Annotated in this window: 17 protein-coding genes and 1 pseudogene; 15 read left to right on the forward strand and 3 right to left on the reverse strand. The window is 37.4% G+C overall.

Going from position 1 to position 19,604, the window contains the following annotated elements:
* Positions 1–77: 77 nt before the first annotated feature.
* Both divIVA and ileS read left to right on the forward strand, forming a co-directional pair.
* On the forward strand, positions 78–779 hold the full coding sequence (gene divIVA / locus MKZ30_RS03590; RefSeq protein ID WP_002355904.1) for a cell division protein DivIVA: 702 nt from the start codon (positions 78–80) through the stop codon (positions 777–779).
* 310 nt (positions 780–1,089) lie between these two features.
* The gene (ileS, locus tag MKZ30_RS03595; RefSeq protein WP_033601125.1) at positions 1,090–3,870 is read left to right on the forward strand and encodes an isoleucine--tRNA ligase; all 2,781 of its coding nucleotides are present in this window, start codon (positions 1,090–1,092) and stop codon (positions 3,868–3,870) included.
* Between the two features lie 51 nt (positions 3,871–3,921).
* Here ileS and zwf read toward each other — a convergent pair whose 3' ends face one another.
* The 3 genes from zwf to MKZ30_RS03610 form a co-directional block, all read right to left on the reverse strand.
* On the reverse strand, positions 3,922–5,445 hold the full coding sequence (zwf, locus tag MKZ30_RS03600) for a glucose-6-phosphate dehydrogenase (protein WP_002383412.1): 1,524 nt from the start codon (positions 5,443–5,445) through the stop codon (positions 3,922–3,924).
* Positions 5,445–6,113, reverse strand: a complete 669-nt coding sequence (gene efaR, locus MKZ30_RS03605) for a transcriptional regulator EfaR (protein WP_002358896.1) — start codon at positions 6,111–6,113, stop codon at positions 5,445–5,447. Before efaR ends, zwf begins: the two co-directional genes overlap by 1 nt.
* Positions 6,114–6,284: 171 nt before the next feature.
* Positions 6,285–6,653, reverse strand: coding sequence for a DUF4828 domain-containing protein (locus MKZ30_RS03610; RefSeq protein ID WP_033601123.1), 369 nt, complete (start codon positions 6,651–6,653; stop codon positions 6,285–6,287).
* A gap of 198 nt (positions 6,654–6,851) precedes the next feature.
* On the opposite strand from MKZ30_RS03610, the gene sfsA reads away from it, so the two are divergent.
* The 13 genes and pseudogenes from sfsA (at position 6,852) to gmuD (ending at position 19,568) form a co-directional block, all read left to right on the forward strand.
* Complete coding sequence (sfsA, locus tag MKZ30_RS03615; RefSeq protein WP_002383415.1) at positions 6,852–7,583, forward strand: DNA/RNA nuclease SfsA; 732 nt, start codon at positions 6,852–6,854, stop codon at positions 7,581–7,583.
* Positions 7,584–7,688: 105 nt separating this feature from the next.
* Positions 7,689–8,687, forward strand: a complete 999-nt coding sequence (locus MKZ30_RS03620) for a Gfo/Idh/MocA family protein (RefSeq protein ID WP_002383416.1) — start codon at positions 7,689–7,691, stop codon at positions 8,685–8,687.
* 26 nt (positions 8,688–8,713) lie between these two features.
* Complete coding sequence (locus MKZ30_RS03625) at positions 8,714–10,015, forward strand: DEAD/DEAH box helicase (protein WP_002383417.1); 1,302 nt, start codon at positions 8,714–8,716, stop codon at positions 10,013–10,015.
* 44 nt (positions 10,016–10,059) lie between these two features.
* Positions 10,060–12,765, forward strand: coding sequence for a sigma-54-dependent transcriptional regulator (locus MKZ30_RS03630; protein ID WP_002381314.1), 2,706 nt, complete (start codon positions 10,060–10,062; stop codon positions 12,763–12,765).
* A gap of 228 nt (positions 12,766–12,993) precedes the next feature.
* Positions 12,994–13,311, forward strand: coding sequence for a PTS sugar transporter subunit IIB (locus MKZ30_RS03635; RefSeq protein ID WP_104807305.1), 318 nt, complete (start codon positions 12,994–12,996; stop codon positions 13,309–13,311).
* A 141-nt stretch (positions 13,312–13,452) separates the two neighbouring features.
* A pseudogene (locus tag MKZ30_RS03640) lies at positions 13,453–14,916 on the forward strand (PTS sugar transporter subunit IIC).
* Positions 14,917–14,959: 43 nt separating this feature from the next.
* Positions 14,960–15,178 carry a hypothetical protein gene (locus MKZ30_RS03645; RefSeq protein WP_002378139.1) on the forward strand — a complete coding sequence of 73 codons (219 nt, stop codon included), beginning with the start codon at positions 14,960–14,962 and terminating at the stop codon, positions 15,176–15,178.
* Between the two features lie 13 nt (positions 15,179–15,191).
* A complete protein-coding gene (locus tag MKZ30_RS03650) occupies positions 15,192–15,392 on the forward strand; it encodes a DUF3188 domain-containing protein (RefSeq protein ID WP_002355916.1) in 201 nt (66 codons plus the stop codon).
* Positions 15,392–15,802 carry a DUF3284 domain-containing protein gene (locus tag MKZ30_RS03655; RefSeq protein ID WP_002355917.1) on the forward strand — a complete coding sequence of 137 codons (411 nt, stop codon included), beginning with the start codon at positions 15,392–15,394 and terminating at the stop codon, positions 15,800–15,802. Before MKZ30_RS03650 ends, MKZ30_RS03655 begins: the two co-directional genes overlap by 1 nt.
* Before the next feature lie 275 nt (positions 15,803–16,077).
* Positions 16,078–16,404 (forward strand): PTS sugar transporter subunit IIB, encoded by a 327-nt coding sequence (locus MKZ30_RS03660; protein ID WP_002355918.1) that lies wholly within the window; start codon positions 16,078–16,080, stop codon positions 16,402–16,404.
* 22 nt (positions 16,405–16,426) lie between these two features.
* Complete coding sequence (locus tag MKZ30_RS03665; RefSeq protein ID WP_002355919.1) at positions 16,427–16,747, forward strand: PTS lactose/cellobiose transporter subunit IIA; 321 nt, start codon at positions 16,427–16,429, stop codon at positions 16,745–16,747.
* A gap of 65 nt (positions 16,748–16,812) precedes the next feature.
* Positions 16,813–18,090, forward strand: a complete 1,278-nt coding sequence (locus MKZ30_RS03670) for a PTS sugar transporter subunit IIC (RefSeq protein WP_002355920.1) — start codon at positions 16,813–16,815, stop codon at positions 18,088–18,090.
* Between the two features lie 83 nt (positions 18,091–18,173).
* Positions 18,174–19,568 (forward strand): 6-phospho-beta-glucosidase GmuD, encoded by a 1,395-nt coding sequence (gene gmuD, locus MKZ30_RS03675; protein WP_002355921.1) that lies wholly within the window; start codon positions 18,174–18,176, stop codon positions 19,566–19,568.
* The last annotated feature ends 36 nt before the right edge of the window (positions 19,569–19,604 follow it).

Raw genomic sequence — 19,604 nt, forward strand, 5'->3', positions numbered from 1 at the left:
TATTTGCTATTTCAGGATTAGTATGAGAATGTGTTCATAAGGGGTTTTACAAAAATAATCCAAAGAGGTGAAGGAATATGGCATTAACTCCATTAGATATTCAAAACAAAGACTTCTCAACAAAAATGAGAGGCTATAACCAAGACGATGTAGATGACTTTTTAGATCAAGTCACACGTGATTATGAAGATGCATTACAAAAAAATCGTGAACTTGAGAAATCATTAAAACACGCAGAAGAAAAATTACAATACTTCAATGAATTGAAAGATGCATTGAATCAATCAATTATTGTTGCACAAGATACCGCTGATAAAGTGAAATCAAGTGCCAATAAAGAATCAGAAATGATTATCACTTCGGCAGATAACCAAGCCAAAGAAACCTTGGTAGAAGCTGAACGTAAATCAAATGCAATGATTGCAGATGCTGAAGCGAAATCAACACAAATCTTAGCAGAAGCAATTGAACGTGCCCGTCAATTAGCTGGGGAAACAGAAGACTTGAAGAAGAAAACACGTGTCTTCCATCAACGCTTAAGCTTAATGCTTGAAACTCAATTAGAGCAAGTAAAGAGTGAAGAGTGGGAAGAGATTTTAAAGCCTTTTTCTAGTTATGTCGGAGACAAACATACAGCAGTTAAGGAAATTCTTGATGAACAAGACCTTGACAACGAAAATGAAACTGTTGTAAACTCTGAAGAGAACACAGATGCTGTAGTAGAAAAAAAGCCTGTAATTGAAGTCACTGAAGAAACAATTGAAGAAGAATCAAAATAGATAGAACAGAACGTTTAATGTTTATTCTTAGCAGCGAGTCAATGATAGTGAAAGTTTGACAGACACTGGCATTAAACAGATCCTCTATCCTAGATGCAGTTCTGAACACTTGAGTAGGAACTGCCGGATAATTACCGTTATCAATTTCAGAGAAAGTAGGGGCAACTCTACTTTGAATTTGGGTGGTAACACGAGTACTTCGTCCCTTGGGATGGAGTACTCTTTTTTTATCTACTTTTATCAGCTATCGTTCATCTTTAGTATGAACTAACACAATTAAATCGATAAAATGAAAGCGAGGCAAATGCATATGAAAATGAAAGAAACATTGCAATTAGGAAAAACAGCTTTTCCAATGCGTGGGAACTTGCCAAACCGTGAAGCAGAATGGCAAAAAGACTGGGAAGAAAAAGGCTTATATGAACAACGTCAAAAATTAAACGAAGGAAAACCAACCTTTGTTTTACATGATGGCCCTCCGTATGCAAACGGAAATATTCATTTAGGACATTCTTTGAATAAAATCAGTAAAGATATTATTATTCGTTCAAAATCAATGTCTGGTTTCCGTTCTCCTTATGTGCCTGGTTGGGATACCCATGGTTTACCAATTGAGCAAGTGTTAACCAATAAAGGAGTTAAACGTAAAGAAATGACTGTCGCTGAGTATCGCGAAAAATGTAAAGAGTATGCCTTATCACAAGTCGATAAACAACGTAACGATTTTAAACGTTTAGGTGTGTCAGGCGATTGGGAACATCCATACATTACGTTAGATCCAGAGTATGAAGCAGCAGAAATTCGTGTTTTTGGTAAGATGGCAGAAAAAGGCTATATTTATAAAGGCTTAAAACCAATTTATTGGTCTCCTTCAAGTGAATCTTCTTTAGCAGAAGCAGAAATTGAATACAAAGATGTAAAATCACCTTCTATTTACGTAGCTTTTAATGTGGCCGATGGTAAAGGTCTTTTAGATAACGAGACAGCCTTCGTAATCTGGACGACAACCCCTTGGACATTACCAGCCAACTTAGGTATTTCAGTTAATCCTGATTTTACGTATGTTGAAGTGAAGGCAGACGGTCGTAAATTTGTAATTGCTAAAGATTTATTATCAACAGTTAAAGAAGCGATTGGTTGGGAAGAAGTAGAAGTCTTGCGAGAATTTTCTGGTGAAAAATTAGATCGTATGACAGCTCAACATCCATTCTATGATCGAACATCACTTGTTATGCTAGGCGACCACGTGACGCTAGATGCCGGGACTGGCTTAGTTCATACCGCACCAGGACATGGGGAAGATGACTATATTGTTAGCCGTAAATATGATTTACCTGTTATTTCTCCTGTTGACAGCCGTGGGGTCTTTACAGATGAAGCACCTGGTTTTGAAGGAATTTTCTATGACAAAGCGAATCCAATGATTACTGAGTTATTAGAAGAAAAAGGCGCGTTATTAAAATTAGATTTCTTTACGCATAGTTATCCACATGATTGGCGTACCAAAAAACCAGTTATCTACCGTGCAACGCCACAATGGTTTGCTTCAATCTCTAAATTCCGTCAAGATATTTTAGATGAAGTTGAGAAAGTTGACTGGCTAATTCCTTGGGGAAAAACACGTTTGTATAATATGATTCGTGACCGTGGTGATTGGGTAATTTCTCGCCAAAGAGCGTGGGGTGTACCATTACCGATCTTCTATGCTGAAAATGGGGAAGCCATCATTACGCCAGAAACAATTGAACATGTAGCGAATTTATTTGCAGAACATGGATCAAATATCTGGTTTATGCGTGAAGCAAAAGAGTTACTACCAGCAGGCTTTACACATCCAGGTTCACCAAATGGCGAGTTTACCAAAGAAACAGATATCATGGACGTTTGGTTTGACTCAGGTTCTTCACATGAAGGAGTTTTACGAGAAAGAGAAGAGTTAACTTTCCCAGCAGATATGTATTTAGAAGGTTCTGACCAATATCGTGGTTGGTTTAACTCAAGTATTACAACAAGTGTTGCTATCAATGGGGTAGCGCCTTATAAATCAATCATTTCTCAAGGGATGGTTCTCGATGGCGAAGGCCGTAAGATGAGTAAATCGTTAGGCAATACCATCTTACCTGAAAAAGTTATTAACCAAATGGGGGCAGATATCTTACGCTTGTGGGTAAGTAGTGTTGACGCGGAAGCCGATGTGCGTGTCTCAATGGATATCTTAAACCAAGTATCTGAAGTGTACCGGAAAATCCGTAATACTATGCGTTTCTTGTTAGCGAATACGAGTGATTTTAATCCAGCTGAGCATACTGTAGCTTATGCTGATTTACGTTCTGTAGATAAATACATGACGGTTCGTTTAAATCAAGTCATTCAAGAAATCCGTGAAAATGGTTATGAAAAATATAATTTTATGCATATTTATCGGACAGTTATGAACTTCTTAACGGTAGATTTATCTTCTTTCTATTTAGACTTTGCGAAAGATGTCGTTTATATTGAAGCAGAAAACGATTATCAACGTCGTTGTATGCAGACTGTTTTCTATCAAACATTGGTTTCATTAACAAAATTATTGACACCAATTATTCCACATACAGCGGAAGAAATTTGGAGTTTCTTACAAGAAGAAGAAGAGTATGTGCAATTAGCTGAATTCCCAGGTTACGAAACGTTTACTAATGAAGAAGAATTGATGGATACATGGGCAGCCTTTATGGATTTCCGTGACAATGTCTTAAAAGCGTTGGAAGAAGCTCGTCATTCTAAATTAATCGGTAAATCGTTAGAAGCTAAAGTGACCGTTTATCCAAATGAACAAATTCGTCAATTAATGACAGCTGTTGATGCAGATATTTCTCAATTACTAATTGTTTCCGACTTTGAAGTATCAAAAGAAGTAGCACCTAGTGAAGCTGTTCAATTTGAAGACATGGCTATTTTAGTTGAAAAAGCAGAAGGCGAAACGTGTGACCGTTGTCGTTCCGTTCGTCAAGATGTCGGCTCAGATGAAAAATTACCAACACTTTGTGGCCGTTGTGCACACATTGTTGAAGAAAATTATCCAGAAGCGGTTGCTGAAGGATTCGAATAAACAAGGAAAAAGATCCGCTAGTCGTTAACTAGCGGATCTTTTTTGGCTTATTTATTGATCAAGTTGACCGCGGTCACGGTACCAGTTATCTGGTTGCCATTCCCAAGTAAAGCCATCTTTTTCTAATAAGTCGAAGGCAGCTTGCGGGCCCATTGTGCCAGCGGCATAATTAGGGAAAGAAACGTCTGTTTTATCCCAAGCATGTCGAATAATGTCAACAATGCGCCAAGATTGGGCAACTTCGTCCCAATGAGAGAAGTTTGTACTATCGCCATTTAGGCAGTCTAATAGAAGTTTTTCATATGCTTCTGGACTATTTTCAGTCATTTCAGCACTTTGACGGAAATCAAGTTTCACTGGAGTTGTATTAAACCCTTGACCGATTTCTTTTCCATTTAAGGTTAATGAAAATCCTTCAGTTGGTTGGATATAGATAGTTAAAACATTCGGTGGTAAATCGGTTTTATCGCATTCTTCACACGTATCATCTTTGAAGACATTAATAGGTACTTGTTTAAAGACGATGTTAATGCGTGTACCTTTTTCAGTTAATCGTTTACCTGTGCGAACATAGAAAGGGACGCCAGACCAACGGAAATTATCAATTAAAAATTTACCAGCAACAAAAGTTTCAGTGGATGAAGTTTCTGCCACATTCGGTTCATCACGATAGGCTGCAAATGTTTGATCAGCTAGCTGACCTTCGCCGTATTGTCCACGCACGAAATTTTGAAGGGCTTCTTCTTCAGAATAAAGGCGGATGGCACGTAAAGCTTTTACTTTTTCAGTCCGAATTTCTTTTTCAGAAAAGGCAACAGGAGGCTCCATAGAAAGCAAAGCAACGACTTGTAAAATATGATTTTGAACCATATCTTTTAGTGCACCACTGTGGTCATAATAGCCGCCACGATCCTCGACACCTAAGCTTTCAGCGAAGGTGATTTGGACATTATCAATGTAACGATTGTTCCATTGTGATTCAAAAATATTATTGGCAAAACGAATGGCTGAAATATTTTGGATCATTTCTTTGCCTAAGTAATGGTCAATTCGGAAAATATCTTGTTCAGGAAATGCAGCACGAATTTCTTCATTTAATTCGTAGGCAGATTCATAATCAGAACCAAATGGCTTTTCGATAATTAGTCGATCAAAGCCTTCTTCCGAAATAATATGTTGTGATTTCAAGTGATTAACAATGGTTCCAAAGAATTGAGGGGCCATAGCTAGATAGTAAACATGATTACCTTCTAAGTGGTATTGTCCATTTAGGCGATCAGATAATTCTTTTAAGGTATTATAATGTTCCGTATCATTCACATTATGTGATTGGTAATAGAAATGACTAGAAAATTCAGTCGCCTCTTCGGCCGTGGGATTTAAGTCTTGAATGGTTTCACGAACGATTTCCCGATAGTATTCGTCTGTCCATTCCCGACGTGCGGTACCAATCACCGCAAAACGCTCAGCTAATAATCCTTTTTTATATAAGCGGAACAGGGAAGGATACAATTTACGTTTGGCAAGATCACCTGTCCCCCCGAAAATAGTAAATAATGCTACTTTTTCATTCATTAGTTTTCCTCACTTTCTCTAATCAATGGCTCAACAAAAATTGTGTTTGCTGCTTTAAAGCTGACGGATAATTCTTTGTTTTCATTATAAATGGTGATCGGTCCTTCATATGCAGCAATTTCTTTAATCGTATATTCTTCTTGAATATTTAAATCAATGGAAACTAAATAATCCAGTAATTCTTTTTCGTCTAAGACACGTGCAATCCGAATTTTTGTGCCAACAGGGTAGTCTGTTAACGTTTGGCGTTTCTCCTCATGAATGGGTTGATTATCTTCGGGAATAACACCACCGTGTGGACAAAATTCTGGATGATTTAAATAATCCGCTAAACGGTTCACAAGTGTTTGTGAAGTAACATGTTCTAAAACTTCTGCCTCTTCGTGCACATCATTCCAAGTGTAATTTAAGTGCTCTACTAAAAAGACTTCCCAGATTCGGTGTTTGCGAATTAACGTACTCGCTTTTTTTAAGCCTTTTTCAGTTAATTGTACCCCTTGATAAGGAGAATGCTCAACCAAATCTTCTTTTACTAACTTTGAAATCATCTCACTAACCGAAGCTGCCGAAACATCGAGTCCAGAAACAATTTGTTTATTATTCACTTTAACTTCGTCGCCACCTAATTCAAAAATTAATTTTAAATAGTCTTCGCGATTTGGTGTCATAGGGGCTCATCCTTTCAAAAAAACATCATCCTAAGTTTATCAGAAAAAGGCGCATTTGACTATTTAATAATATTCAAGTTGTAAGAAAACTTTCTGAATGCTTTTGCAAGGGATGTAAAAAAATAAATCACCCACCGCACATACTTCATTTTATGTGTCGTGGGTGATTTATTAATTGTAAATGGCCCGTTCTAGTGTGTAGGTTTCGTCGTCGGCTTCATCGTAAAGCGTCGCAGGGACACCATTTTCACATTGAATGATTAAATGGTAACCTAACTTGTCTAAGATAACTAAGCGTTTAGCGGTTAATTCAACAAGCAAGGCATGCGTTTGTTTGCCATCAATGAAAACATTGAAAGATGAGGTGATTTCTAAGGTGTGTTGCGTGGCTTTCTTCACGTCCACAAACCACCAATGCCCAGTATAGTTGTGTTGAAGCTCCTGTGGGGAAGGGAGCTGTTTATTTTTTTTCCAGAGGATAGAGCCTGCTAATCCAGTAAGTAAAGATGCACCAACCAAGAAAGTCCAATGTTTTTTCAAAGAAATTCCTCCTAACCTTCATTTTCATTTATTCGTCTTCGTTACCTTTATTATATAGAACTTGTCTAAAATATTCGACTAAATCGCTGAGAATTGACAAATATTTAATGATTGACACAAGATAGTAAAATTGTTGGTTTTGGTCTATACTTTTCCTTGTTTTTTTATGGTATAGTGTGTAAGAAAGGAAGTCTGTGTATGAAGTACCCGAATGTCCAACTTGCTTATTTTATCGAACGACCCAATCGGTTTATTGCACACTGTCGTTTAATGGAAACGAATGAAGAAGTAATCACACATGTCAAAAATACTGGCAGAGGGAAAGAAGTTTTTTTACCAGGTGCTGTTGTGGCGCTTAGTTATCAACCATCGCCTAAAAGAAAAACAGATTACGATTTGATTGCAGTAAAAAAAGGTTCTTTTTGGATTAATATTGATAGCCAAGTACCGAATACATTAGTCAATGAAGCGTTAAAAAATGGTCAAATTGTGCTTCCTGGTTTAGTTGGTACGATCCAAACTGTTAAACGTGAGCAACTATTTGCACATTCAAAATTTGATTTTCTAGTGGAAACGGATGCGGACGAACAAGCTTTTGTCGAAGTGAAAGGCATGACTTTAGAAAATAAAGGCATCGGTGCTTTTCCTGATGCGCCAACACTTCGTGGCTTGAAGCATGTCACTGAACTAATGGCTGCAACTAAAGCGGGTTACCGCTGTTACATTTTGTTTGTGGTCCAATTTGAAGAAATTAAGCAAGCAACGATTCACCAAGAGATGCAACCTGCCTTTGCTGAAAATGTGGGTGCTGCAATTGATCAAGGTGTGCAAGTCCTTGCTTACAATTGCCACGTAACACCAGCAACGATTGAACTTAAGTCACAGGTAACCTTTGATTTATTACAGGCATTTGATGATCCTAATAAATAACTTGAAGAACTCCTAGCGCTTTAAGGCAGGGTAATTACGTGACTTTTGTACGAGAGATTACTATTATAAAGAGAGTAAATAAACAAAAAATGGAGGTTTTTGATTATGATACATTTAGGCGTAATTGGTACCAATTGGATTAGTCATCAATTTGTTGCAGCAGCTTTAGAAACGGGTGCGTATGATTTAACGGCTGTTTATTCTCGGAAACTAGCAACGGCACAAGAATTTGGTTCTCGCTATGGGGATGTGGAATATGCAATTGATTTAGAGACGTTTTTTGGTATTGCACATATGGATACGGTTTATATTGCCTCACCAAATTCATTACATTTTGAACAAGCGAAACAAGCAATTTTAGCGAAAAAAAATGTAATTGTTGAAAAACCAGCTTTTTCAACGCCTGATGAGATGGCAGAAATTATTGAATTAGCGAATAAAAATCGTGTGTATTTCTTTGAAGCGGCCCGTAATATTCATGAGCAAAGTTTCCAAAAAATTGCTGAATTATTGCCATTAAAAAACCAAATTTTAGGTGCGAATTTTACGTATATGAAATATTCTTCTCGCTATGATCAAGTATTAGAAGGCAAAGAGCCAAATATTTTTTCTCCTCATTTTTCTGGGGGAGCCTTAGCGGATTTAGGCGTTTATTTAGTTTATGCAGCCTTAGGTTGGTTTGGCGTACCAAAGGAAAGCCATTATTTTGCTAGTAAAATTGCGACAGGTGTCGATGGCTTAGGAACAATTATTTTACGTTATGATCAGTTTGACGTGACGTTAAATACTGGGAAAATTAGTGATTCTTTTGCGCCATCCGAAATTTACTTTGAAAACGGGACCTTGATTTTAGACAGTGTCAATGCTATTTCTTCGGCTGAGTACCATGATCGCGCACATGAAGAACGTGATGTCTTAGATATTCAAGTAGCCGATAATCCAATGATTGAAGAAGCTCGTGATTTTGCAGCAGTTTTAAATAACCCAACAGATAAGTATTGGGGCACCAAGTATGAAGAATGGGTTGAGCTTGCTCGAAATGTCAATAAAGTAGTCACTGATTTACGTCATAGTGCCGGCATTATTTTTGATGCTGATAAATAAGAATTAAGCGATAGGAAAGGAACAATATGAGATTTTTAGAACAACTTCCAGAGGCTTGGCAAGAACAGTGGCAAGCTTCTGGCTTTAACGAACCATCAACAATTCAAGAAAAAAGTTTTACGCCCCTTCGCGAAGGAGAAAATGTTTTAGGAATTTCGCCGACAGGAACTGGAAAAACACTTGCTTACATGCTACCTTTACTCTTAACTGTTGAAAAAGGACAGGGAAATCAATTGTTGATTATTGCTCCGTCTCAAGAATTAGCTATGCAAATTGCTGAAGTTGCTCGGACTTGGGCTAAGCCACTTCAATTAACGGTTCAAACGTTAATCGGCGGGGCAAATGTTTCACGCCAGATTGACAAGTTAAAAAAACGTCCCGAAGTGTTAATCGGAACGCCAGGTCGGATTTTAGAGTTAATGAAGAACAAAAAAGTCAAAGCTCAGTTGTTAAAAACAATTGTAATGGATGAAGTTGATCAACTTTTCCAAGAGGAAGAGCTAAGTTTAACCAAGCAAATTTTGACACACACACCAACCGAATACCAACTTGTCTTTTATTCAGCGACTGCTGATCGTGTCGTGAATCAAGCGCAATCTTTAAGTCAAAAATTACAGGTGATTGATGTGACGGAAGAAGATACTTCAGCAGGTCAAGTCGCCCACTACTTTATTCGGTTAGCACCAAGAAAAAAAGCTGATTACTTACGTCGTTTGGCCCATACAGAAGCATTCAGAAGCATGGTCTTTTTCAATCAAGTTGCTGATTTAGGTGCAGCAGAAGAAAAATTAGTTTATGAGAATGTGCCGGCTATTGGTCTGGCTTCAGATCAAAGTAAACAGTTGCGTAAATTGGCGATCGATCAATTTAAAGCAGAACGAGTGAAGTTGTTATTAACCACGGATATTGCGGCACGGGGCTTAGATTTCACTGGGGTCCCTTACGTCGTAAACGTAGATGTTCCTTTAACCGAAGAGAGCTATATTCATCGTTCTGGTCGCGTTGGCCGGATGGGTGCACAAGGGGCAGTGATTACGTTTATCAACGATGGCACCAAAAGGGATTATCAACGTTTGATGAAACAATTGGCCATTCCTTATCAGGAAATCTTTTTATATGATGGTGCACTTCATGAGCAGCCAAAAGCCAAAGATGAACTAGAAAAAAAGAACGTAGTCAAAGATACGTCTTCAGAAAAAAAGAGTACGAAAGAAAGAAAACCAGAAACAGTAAATTCTGTTGTCAAAGAACCACAAGAAACACGCAAAAAGAAGAAAAACAAAAAGAAAAACACGAAAAATAAAGGAGCTCGTAAAGCGAAGAAATAACGCTTTACGAGCTTCAAGCAGAACGTTGTATCGAGGAGGATTCCATGAAATCTCGGAAGGAAGAAATCTTAGCGTTACTTCAAAAAAATGAAACTGGCTTAACGGCAGGAGCGGTAGCAGAACAGTTAATGATTGATCGCAGTAATGCCAGCCGTTATTTAAATGAATTATTCAAAGAAAAGAAAATTACTAGAAGTACTGGACGTCCTGTTATCTATTCAGTGCCAACAATCAATGAAGGAGAACAAGTCCATGTAGATGAGTCCACCTCTGTTAGTTTTGACACATTAGTAGGTGCCAATGATTCTTTAAAAGTGAGTATTCAGCAGGCCAAGGCGGCTATTTTATATCCACCAAGAGGTTTGCATACGATTATTTTTGGGAAAACAGGAACAGGTAAATCTCTTTTTGCTGAATGTATGTACCGTTTTGCAATTGATTCAAAAACCTTAGATGAAGATGCCCCTTTTGTCTCTTTTAATTGTGCTGATTATGCACAAAACCCACAATTATTATTTGGTCATATCTTTGGCGTAAAAAAAGGCGCCTATACTGGTGCGAATGAAGATAGTCCAGGCTTAATGGCAAAAGCAGATGGCGGGATTCTCTTTTTAGATGAAATTCATCGCTTACCGCCAGAAGGTCAAGAAATGCTCTTTACGTTTATTGATAAAGGCGTGTACCGTCCATTAGGAGAAAGTGGTCAAACCTATGAAGCCTCTGTTCAAATTATTGGTGCGACAACGGAATCCTCAGAAAACTTTTTAACCACTTTTAATCGGCGGATTCCGATGTCGATTACATTACCATCTTTAGATGCACGGACGCTAGATGAGCGTTATGCCATCATTTCGTTATTTATTCAGCAAGAGGCAACACGTTTGGGCCAACAAATTGATATCGAACGCGAAGCAGTTTTGGCGTTCATGTTATACGATGCAGAAGGAAATATTGGTCAGGTGAAGCGGGACTTAAAATTAGTTTGTGCTAAGTCATTTCTTTATTACCGGACGCACAATTTAGAACACTTGGTTATCCGTAAACGGGATTTGTCGTTACCTGTCCAAAAAGGATTATTAAAAATTAAAGAAGTACCTGAGCGCTTGGATCAATTTGTCGACAGTAAAAGTAATTATTTATCTTTCCAGCCAGGTACTAACAAAATTGTTTGGTCGCAAGATCCAGCTAGAGACATGCAAGTTTACAATGAAATCGAAGAAAAAGTCGCTGACTTGTCCGAAGCTGACTTAGAAAATGTTGATTTAGAAGAATTGATTTCTAAAGATATGAATGCGTATTTTAAAAATTATGTCGAAGAATTAACCCAACATTCTTTACATAAGGAGTTACTACCAGAAGCTATTTGGGACTTAACGAATCGTCTTTATGATATCGCAGAAGAGCGTTTGGAACACACGTACAATGAAACAGCGCGCTTTGCCTTTGCGCTTCATTTACAAAGTACGATTGAACGTGTCAAAGAAGGTCACGTGATTGTCCATCCTGATTTAAATAATGTCCGTAAAAATATGAAAAAAGAATTTCAAGTAGCCTTAGATTTATCTTCTATTATTGAAGAAGAGAACAACATAGAGATTCCTTTCGATGAAATTGGCTTTATTAGTATGTTTTTATCTATTAATGTCGGTAAAGAAGAAAGAACTCCAGAAAATAATGTTGGTGTGTTCGTCTTAATGCATGGGGATTCTACTGCCTCAAGTATGTTGAAAACCGCCCAAGAACTTTTAGGAACGTCAATCGGAACAGCGATGAATATGCCGTTAACGATGGAAGTTCAAACAATGTATGAACAATTACGAAACCAAGTAATTACGCAAAAAGAATCGTTAAACAATGGGATTTTATTACTGACCGATATGGGTTCATTAAATTCGTTTGGAAATATGTTGTTTGAAGAAACAGGTATCCGAACGAAGGCGATTACAATGACGAGCACAATGATTGTCTTAGAAGCTATTCGAATGGCAAGCGTGGGACGAAGTTTAGAGGACATTTACCAAAATATTCAACTTTCTTTTGAAAGCGTTGTGAGAGAACAATTTCGTTCTAGTCTGCAAAAACGTCAAAACGTTAAAAAAGCAGTAATCGTGACGTGCTTTACTGGAGAAGGGGTTGCCGCAAAACTATACCAACGAATCTTACCAGTTATTGATGAAACAAAAGTGGAACTGATTCAAATGCAATTTATTGAACGAGAAACGTTTAAAAAGCATATCGACAACTTGATGGAAGAATATGAAATTAAGGCCATTGCGGGAACTGTGGATGTTGAATATCAAAATATTCCCTTCTTTTCCGTCTATGATATTTTTGATGATGAAAAATTAAATGTACTGAAACGGATTGCTAGTGATGAAGTGGCGATTGATACAATTGTTCATTCACTAAGTGGCGTCATTACTTCTGTGGACTCCTTACAAAAATTAATTCTCATGTTACAAAAAACAGTTCATCAAATACAAACAGACATGCATATTATTGTTGAACCAGGGGTGGATGCCGGAATTATGATTCATTTGGCTTTTCTGGTAGATGCTTTAATTAAAGGAGAAGAAGCAAGAACTTTTCCAAACTTAGCGGAATATGTTAAAATACATCGTTTAGAAATCGATGTCGTACGCACGAATTTTATGTTAATTGAACGGGCGTATCGTGTGACGATTCCAGAAGCGGAAGTTGCGCATGTTACCCAAATGTTTTTAGAAAATGAAATTAAAAGTAAACAATAATAAATAAAAAAACATCAAGAAATGAGAAAACGCTCTCTTTTTTCTTGATGTTTTCTTTTTGTAAGTTACACACAATTTTATGTGTGTAAGCGTTTTCTTTTAGTGTGTGCACGCTTTTTTTGATAGCGAAAGCTGTTATATCAGTATTTTAATGAGGAAAAAACTTGGCACAATTATTGCTATAAATAAAGTGTATAACGTCATAACTTTTAAGGAGATGAAGAAAAAATGGCAAAAAAAACAATTATGTTAGTTTGTTCCGCAGGAATGAGCACAAGTTTATTAGTAACAAAAATGCAAAAAGCAGCAGAAAATCGTGGCATGGAAGCAGACATCTTTGCAGTATCGGCTTCTGAAGCAGATACAAACTTGGAAAATAAAGAGGTAAATGTTTTATTATTAGGCCCACAAGTTCGTTTCATGAAAGGACAATTTGAACAAAAATTACAACCAAAAGGGATTCCTTTAGATGTAATCAACATGGCAGATTATGGCATGATGAATGGCGAAAAAGTTTTAGATCAAGCAATCTCATTAATGGGATAAGGAATTAAAACGTTTAAGAAAAGTGAATAGCAAACAAGGATAGTGCATGTTACCAAAGGTTTTATTTTGTACGCTCGATTCATTCGTTTAATGAGGCTACTGCCTTTTTAATAAATATAAATGGATACAGGAGGAATAAAAATGAACGGATTAATGGCATGGATGGAAAAATATATCTTACCAACTGCCGCAAAAATTGGTGCACAGAAACATCTGGTGGCACTAAGAGATGCTTTTATTGGTACATTACCTGCGACAATGGCTGGATCAGTCGCCGTAATGATTAACGCAATTATTCGAGATCTTCCCCAAGAGTTTGTCTCAACTTATGCGGCAAGTTTGGAAGCAGACAAAGGTATTTTTGCAGTATTGAATGTCATCATTGGGATTAATGGTTTTGTTTGGAATGGTACATTGGCTATCGCTGGTTTGATTTTCGCTTTTTCTTGGGGCTATAACTTAGCGAAAGCATACAATGTGAATGAGCTAGCTGGTGGGATTGTCAGTTTAGCTACCTTAATTTCAGGTGTTGCTTTTGCACCAAATAACACAGCTGAATTAGCTGTGAAAGTGCCAGAAAAGATTGCCAACGCAATTAATGGGGCAGAAATTGGTGCGTCAATTGCTAATAATCAATTGACTGTCAATCCATGGGGTTGGTTAAATCTCAACCATCTAAATGGTAACGCTTTCTTTACAGTGATGATTATGGGGGCTTTATCAACCATTATTTTTTGTAAATTAATGCAAGCGGATTTAACAATAAAAATGCCTGATTCTGTTCCGCCAGCAGTTTCAAAAGCGTTTGCGGCAATTTTACCAGCAACAATCGCGTTGTATGTCGTAGCAATTATTAACTTTACGGTGTCAAAACTTTCAGGCGGTCAATTATTAATTGACTTAATTCAAAAATATATCGCGGAACCGTTCCTTGGGTTATCACAAGGACTAGGAGCTGTGTTAATCGTAACGGTTTTTGTTCAAATTTTCTGGTTCTTTGGTATTCACGGTCCAAACGTTTTGGCACCAGTTCTTGAAGGAATTTGGGGATAAGCACAATTAATTAATATTGATATTTTCCAAAAAGGTTATGAAGGAAAAACAGGAACAGCTGCGGTTTTAGCCGCTATTGACGACGGTAAAGCCTACATGTGGGTCCGTGGTTCGTTTGATGCTTTTGCTTGGTTTGGTGGTTCAGGCGGTACAATTGTCCTAATTATTGCAATCTTGTTATTCTCCAAACGAGCAGATTATTTAACAGTCGGTAAATTATCATTAGGACCTGGGATCTTTAATATCAATGAACCGATTATGTTTGGTTTACCAGTTGTTCTGAATCCAATTATGTTTATTCCATTTGTAATTGCGCCATTAGTTGCTACTACAATTGGCTGGGTTGCAACGTATCTTGGGTTAGTAGCCCCAGTTTCTCAACAAGTCGCATGGGTGACACCGCCGTTGCTATTATCTTTCTTAGCGACAGGTGCCGACTGGCGCGCACCAATCGTAGCATTGGTATGTATGGTAGTCACTTTCTTGATTTGGACACCGTTTGTTATCGCTGCTAACAAAATGGATCCTGCATTAGGCGAAAGTGAGCAATAAGCAATAAAAACAGCAATTACTTGTATAGAAAGGAGCGAGCGGCATGATTTCGATTGCAAGTGCAATGAAGCAAGAGGAAATTATTACTTTATTAGAGGCATATCAAGGGGAAAATGAAACATTTACTTTTAAAGAAAAGAATGGTATTAAGTTATTTTTTGAAGTTGAAGGAGACCCTGAAACTGCTGCACAAGTTGCAAAACAGCTGATTAAGGAACAACCTTGGGGTAGCGTTTTATACTTCCAAGCAACGGTAGTCTAAAAAGATAGGATGGATGAAAATGATTAGAAATGGATTATTTTTATGTAGTATTGGCTTCTTGATTGTTTTGTATTCGTTGAATCCCAGCTCCTTAAACTATGATTTATTAAGTCTGACAACGGGGATTTTTTTCATTGGACTTGGTGGTTACCTGTTTTTTAAAGGAAAAAAAGTTGCTGAAGAAGAGGCGACAAAGGATGAGGTGAAACGGTAATGGAAATTACGAAAACATTAACTATTTCAGCAGATGAATTTTACACGCAATTAATGAATTCTGTTATTTTTGATATCCGTAAGCAAACAGGCAAAACTCTTACAAGAAAGCAGTTGCGTAAGTTTGAATACATCAAAGAATATAGTAAAAATAGTCGCGCGAAAATAGTTATTGAAGAAGCTGTAGAAAATAAGACCTATCAATTTCGAACATCCACAACTAAAAATGATTTCTCGGTGCGGTATGAGCTCCAGCCAATTGATGAAAAAAGCTGTGAACTGCGTTATACAGAAACAATGGTTTCTTATGGGGCGTTACAAAAACTGAATGATGCAGTATTAGGTATCTTTTTAAGTTATTTTAAAAAGAAACAGTTTTATAAAATGCTTAAAATGATGGAAACTGCTTAAAGGGAAAAAGCGGCTTTTGTCCAGTTGATTCTCTTCAGCTTTAGAAAGTGAGCGATGAGTCGTTTCGACTTATCGCTCACTTTCTTTTGTTGCCCTATTATTTTGGAAACGCACACAAAAAAGCTGTGTGTAATCGTTTTATTTTTAGTGTGTACACGCTTTCCATGTTGAAAAACGTTGTCATATCAAGGTTTTCAATGTGTTAAAACTTGGCACGCTTCTTGCTTATATAAAGGTGTAAAGCAAAACAAAGAGAATTTAGGAGATGAAGGAAAATGGCAAAAAAAACAATTATGTTAGTTTGTTCCGCAGGAATGAGCACAAGTTTATTAGTAACAAAAATGCAAAAAGCAGCAGAAGATCGTGGCATGGAAGCAGACATCTTTGCAGTATCGGCTTCTGAAGCAGATACAAACTTGGAAAATAAAGAGGTAAATGTTTTATTATTAGGCCCACAAGTTCGTTTCATGAAAGGACAATTTGAACAAAAATTACAACCAAAAGGAATTCCTTTAGATGTAATTAACATGGCAGACTATGGCATGATGAATGGCGAAAAAGTTTTAGATCAAGCAATTTCATTAATGGGATCATCAAACTAGAGCAGAAAATGGGGTAGAGGTAATGGACGGACAACAGAACTTAGAAGCAATCATGGGTTTAATCATGTATGGCGGAAATGCTAAAAGCGATGCAATGGAAGCGATTGCCGCAGCAAAATCGGGGGATTTTGAATTAGCAGACAAAAAAATTGCAGATGCAGAAGAATCACTTGTACATGCACATCATTCGCAAACAGGAATGTTAACAGAAGAAGCAAAAGGCAATAACATGCAAGTAACATTGTTAACAGTGCACAGTCAAGATCATTTAATGACTGCGATTGCATTTACAGATTTAGCAAAAGAAATTATCGATCTTTATCGCCGTATTGATAACGAGTAATCTCGTTGTCAATACGTCTTATAAGAAAAACGCGCTTGAGAAAGCGTTAATTAGGAGGAATAACAATGGACGGATTTGTTCAATGGATGGAGAAACACTTTATGCCGAAAGCGTCAGTAATCGCAGCGCAACGGCACTTGGTAGCAATTCGTGACGCGTTTGTCGTAACGATGCCATTAATGATTTTAGGGGCTTTGGCGGTATTAATTAATAATATTCCAATTCCAGGATATGAGGACTTTTTAAACAAAATTTTCCCAATGATGTATAACGATGCACCAATTTGGAAAAGCTTTGGTGGCAACATTTGGAACGGTACATTCGCAATCTTTGCCGTTTTAGTAGCCTTTTTAGTAGCACACAATTTAGTTAAATCTTATGGAAAAGACGGCATTGCAGCCGGTACAGTTTCTGTAGCTTCATTCTTCGCAGTTGGCGGCTTAGAAGGCATGGGCGCAACTGGATTATTTATTGCTTTGATTATTGCACTTATTTCAGGAGAACTATTCCAACGTTTATCTGGCAATCCTAAATTAGTTATCAAAATGCCTGATGGTGTACCACCAGCAGTAGCAAAATCATTTGCGGCATTATTACCAGCAATGATTACAATCAGTTTATTTAGTTTAATTACATCAATTCTATTTGCTTTAGGAATTGACAATATCGTTATTTCATTCTACGAAGCAGTTCAACAACCATTTATGGGACTTGCAAACAGCTACCCATCAGCATTATTGTTAGCTTTCATTACACCATTCTTGTGGTTCTTTGGTTTACATGGTGCCAACATGGTTGACCCATTAATGCAAACAATCAACGTACCAGCGATTGATGCGAACATTAAAGCTTTAGAAGCAGGTAAAGCAATTCCTTATATTGTAAACAAACCTTTCTTTGATTCATTTGTAAACTTAGGTGGAACAGGGGCAACATTAGGTCTGTTAATTGCTATCTTTATCGTAGGTCGTCGTAACAAACCATACAAAGTCATTACAAACTTAAGTTTAGCACCAGGACTATTTAATATTAATGAACCAGTCATGTTCGGTTTACCAATTGTTTTAAACCCAATTATGTTTATCCCATTCATTTTAGTCCCAATGGTTCTTGTAACTGTTGCGTATGTGGCGACAGCAACTGGTTTAGTACCAGCTGCAACCTTTATGCCACCTTGGGTAACACCACCAATTATTGGCGGATTTTTAGCAACGAAGAGTATCGCCGGCGGAGTTTTAGCAGCTGTTAACTTATTGATTTCTATTTTGATCTACATGCCTTTCGTAAAAGTAGCAACAGATCAATACTTGAAACAAGAAGCAGCCGCAGAAGCAGCTGAGTAAAAAATCGAAGGATTGAATCGTCCGGACTCTTACGGAGGGTTCAATCCTTTTTTTAATGATTAAATCGTAAAGGAGCAAACAACATGAAATATCAATTTCCAGAAAATTTTTGGTGGGGTTCTGCAGCCAGCGGTCCTCAAACAGAAGGCGTTTTTGAAGGTGATGGTAAAGGTCAAAATATTTGGGATTTTTGGTATCAAGAAGCGCCAGAAAAATTTTTTCAACAAGTCGGTCCAGATAAGACCTCACAATTTTATAAAAAATACCAAGAAGATATTCAGTTAATGAAAGAAACGGGACATAACTCTTTTCGAACATCCATTCAATGGAGCCGTTTAATTCCAGACCCTACAACAGGGAAAGTCAATCAAACAGCAGTTGATTTTTATAATCAAGTGATTGATGATTTATTAGAACACGGGATTGAGCCCTTTATGAACTTGTATCATTTTGATATGCCGATGGTACTTCAAGAAAAAGGCGGTTGGGAAAGCCGTGAAGTGGTTGATTTGTATGTCGACTTTGCCAAAACCTGTTTTGAATTGTTTGGCGATCGCGTGAAAAAATGGTTTACGCACAATGAACCAATTGTACCAGTTGAAGGTGGTTATCTCTATGGCTGGCATTATCCTGATAAAGTGAATCTAAAAGAAGGGATTCAAGTACTCTATCATGAAGCTTTAGCTAGTGCCAAAGCGATTGCTGTTTATCATTCTATGAACTTATCAGGTGAAATTGGCATTATTTTAAACTTAACGCCGACTTATCCTCGTGATGAGCACAATGAAGCCGATGTAAATGCGGCTAAATTTGTCGATGGTTTCTTTAACCGTTCGTTTTTAGATCCGGCAGTTAAAGGCCATTTTCCAGAAGATATGGTTGCCTGGGCGAAAGCAAATGACTTGTTGCCAGAAACAACGCCAGAAGATTTAGCAATAATTGCTGAAAATACTGTGGACTTATTAGGAGTAAACTACTATCAACCACGTCGTGCCAAAGCAAAAGAAACACCTGTTGAAACACGACCAGAAGGCTTACTTCCAGAAGATTTTTATGATGTCTACGATATGCCTGGCAAAAAAATGAATCCTTACCGTGGCTGGGAAATCTACGAAAAAGGCATTTATGATACATTAATGAATTTAAAAGAAAATTATGGCAACATTCGCTGCTACATTTCAGAAAATGGCATGGGCGTAGAAGGAGAAGAACGCTTTGTCAATGAACAAGGAGTCATTGAAGATGATTATCGGATTGAATTCGTGCAAGATCACTTGAAATGGGTGCATCAAGCGATTCAAGAAGGTAGTAATGTTCAAGGATATCATATGTGGACGTGTATGGATAACTGGTCTTGGCTTAATGCCTATAAAAATCGTTACGGCTTCATCGCTGTGGATTTAGATGATGATGCGAAACGGACCATTAAGAAAAGCGGTCGTTGGTTCAAAGAAATGACAGCAAATAACGGCTTTTAGAAAGAGAACTGTTTCTGTGATAAAATGAATTGATAC

This window comes from Enterococcus sp. LX10 (assembly GCF_023539285.1).
In the GTDB taxonomy this organism is placed as follows: domain Bacteria; phylum Bacillota; class Bacilli; order Lactobacillales; family Enterococcaceae; genus Enterococcus; species Enterococcus faecalis.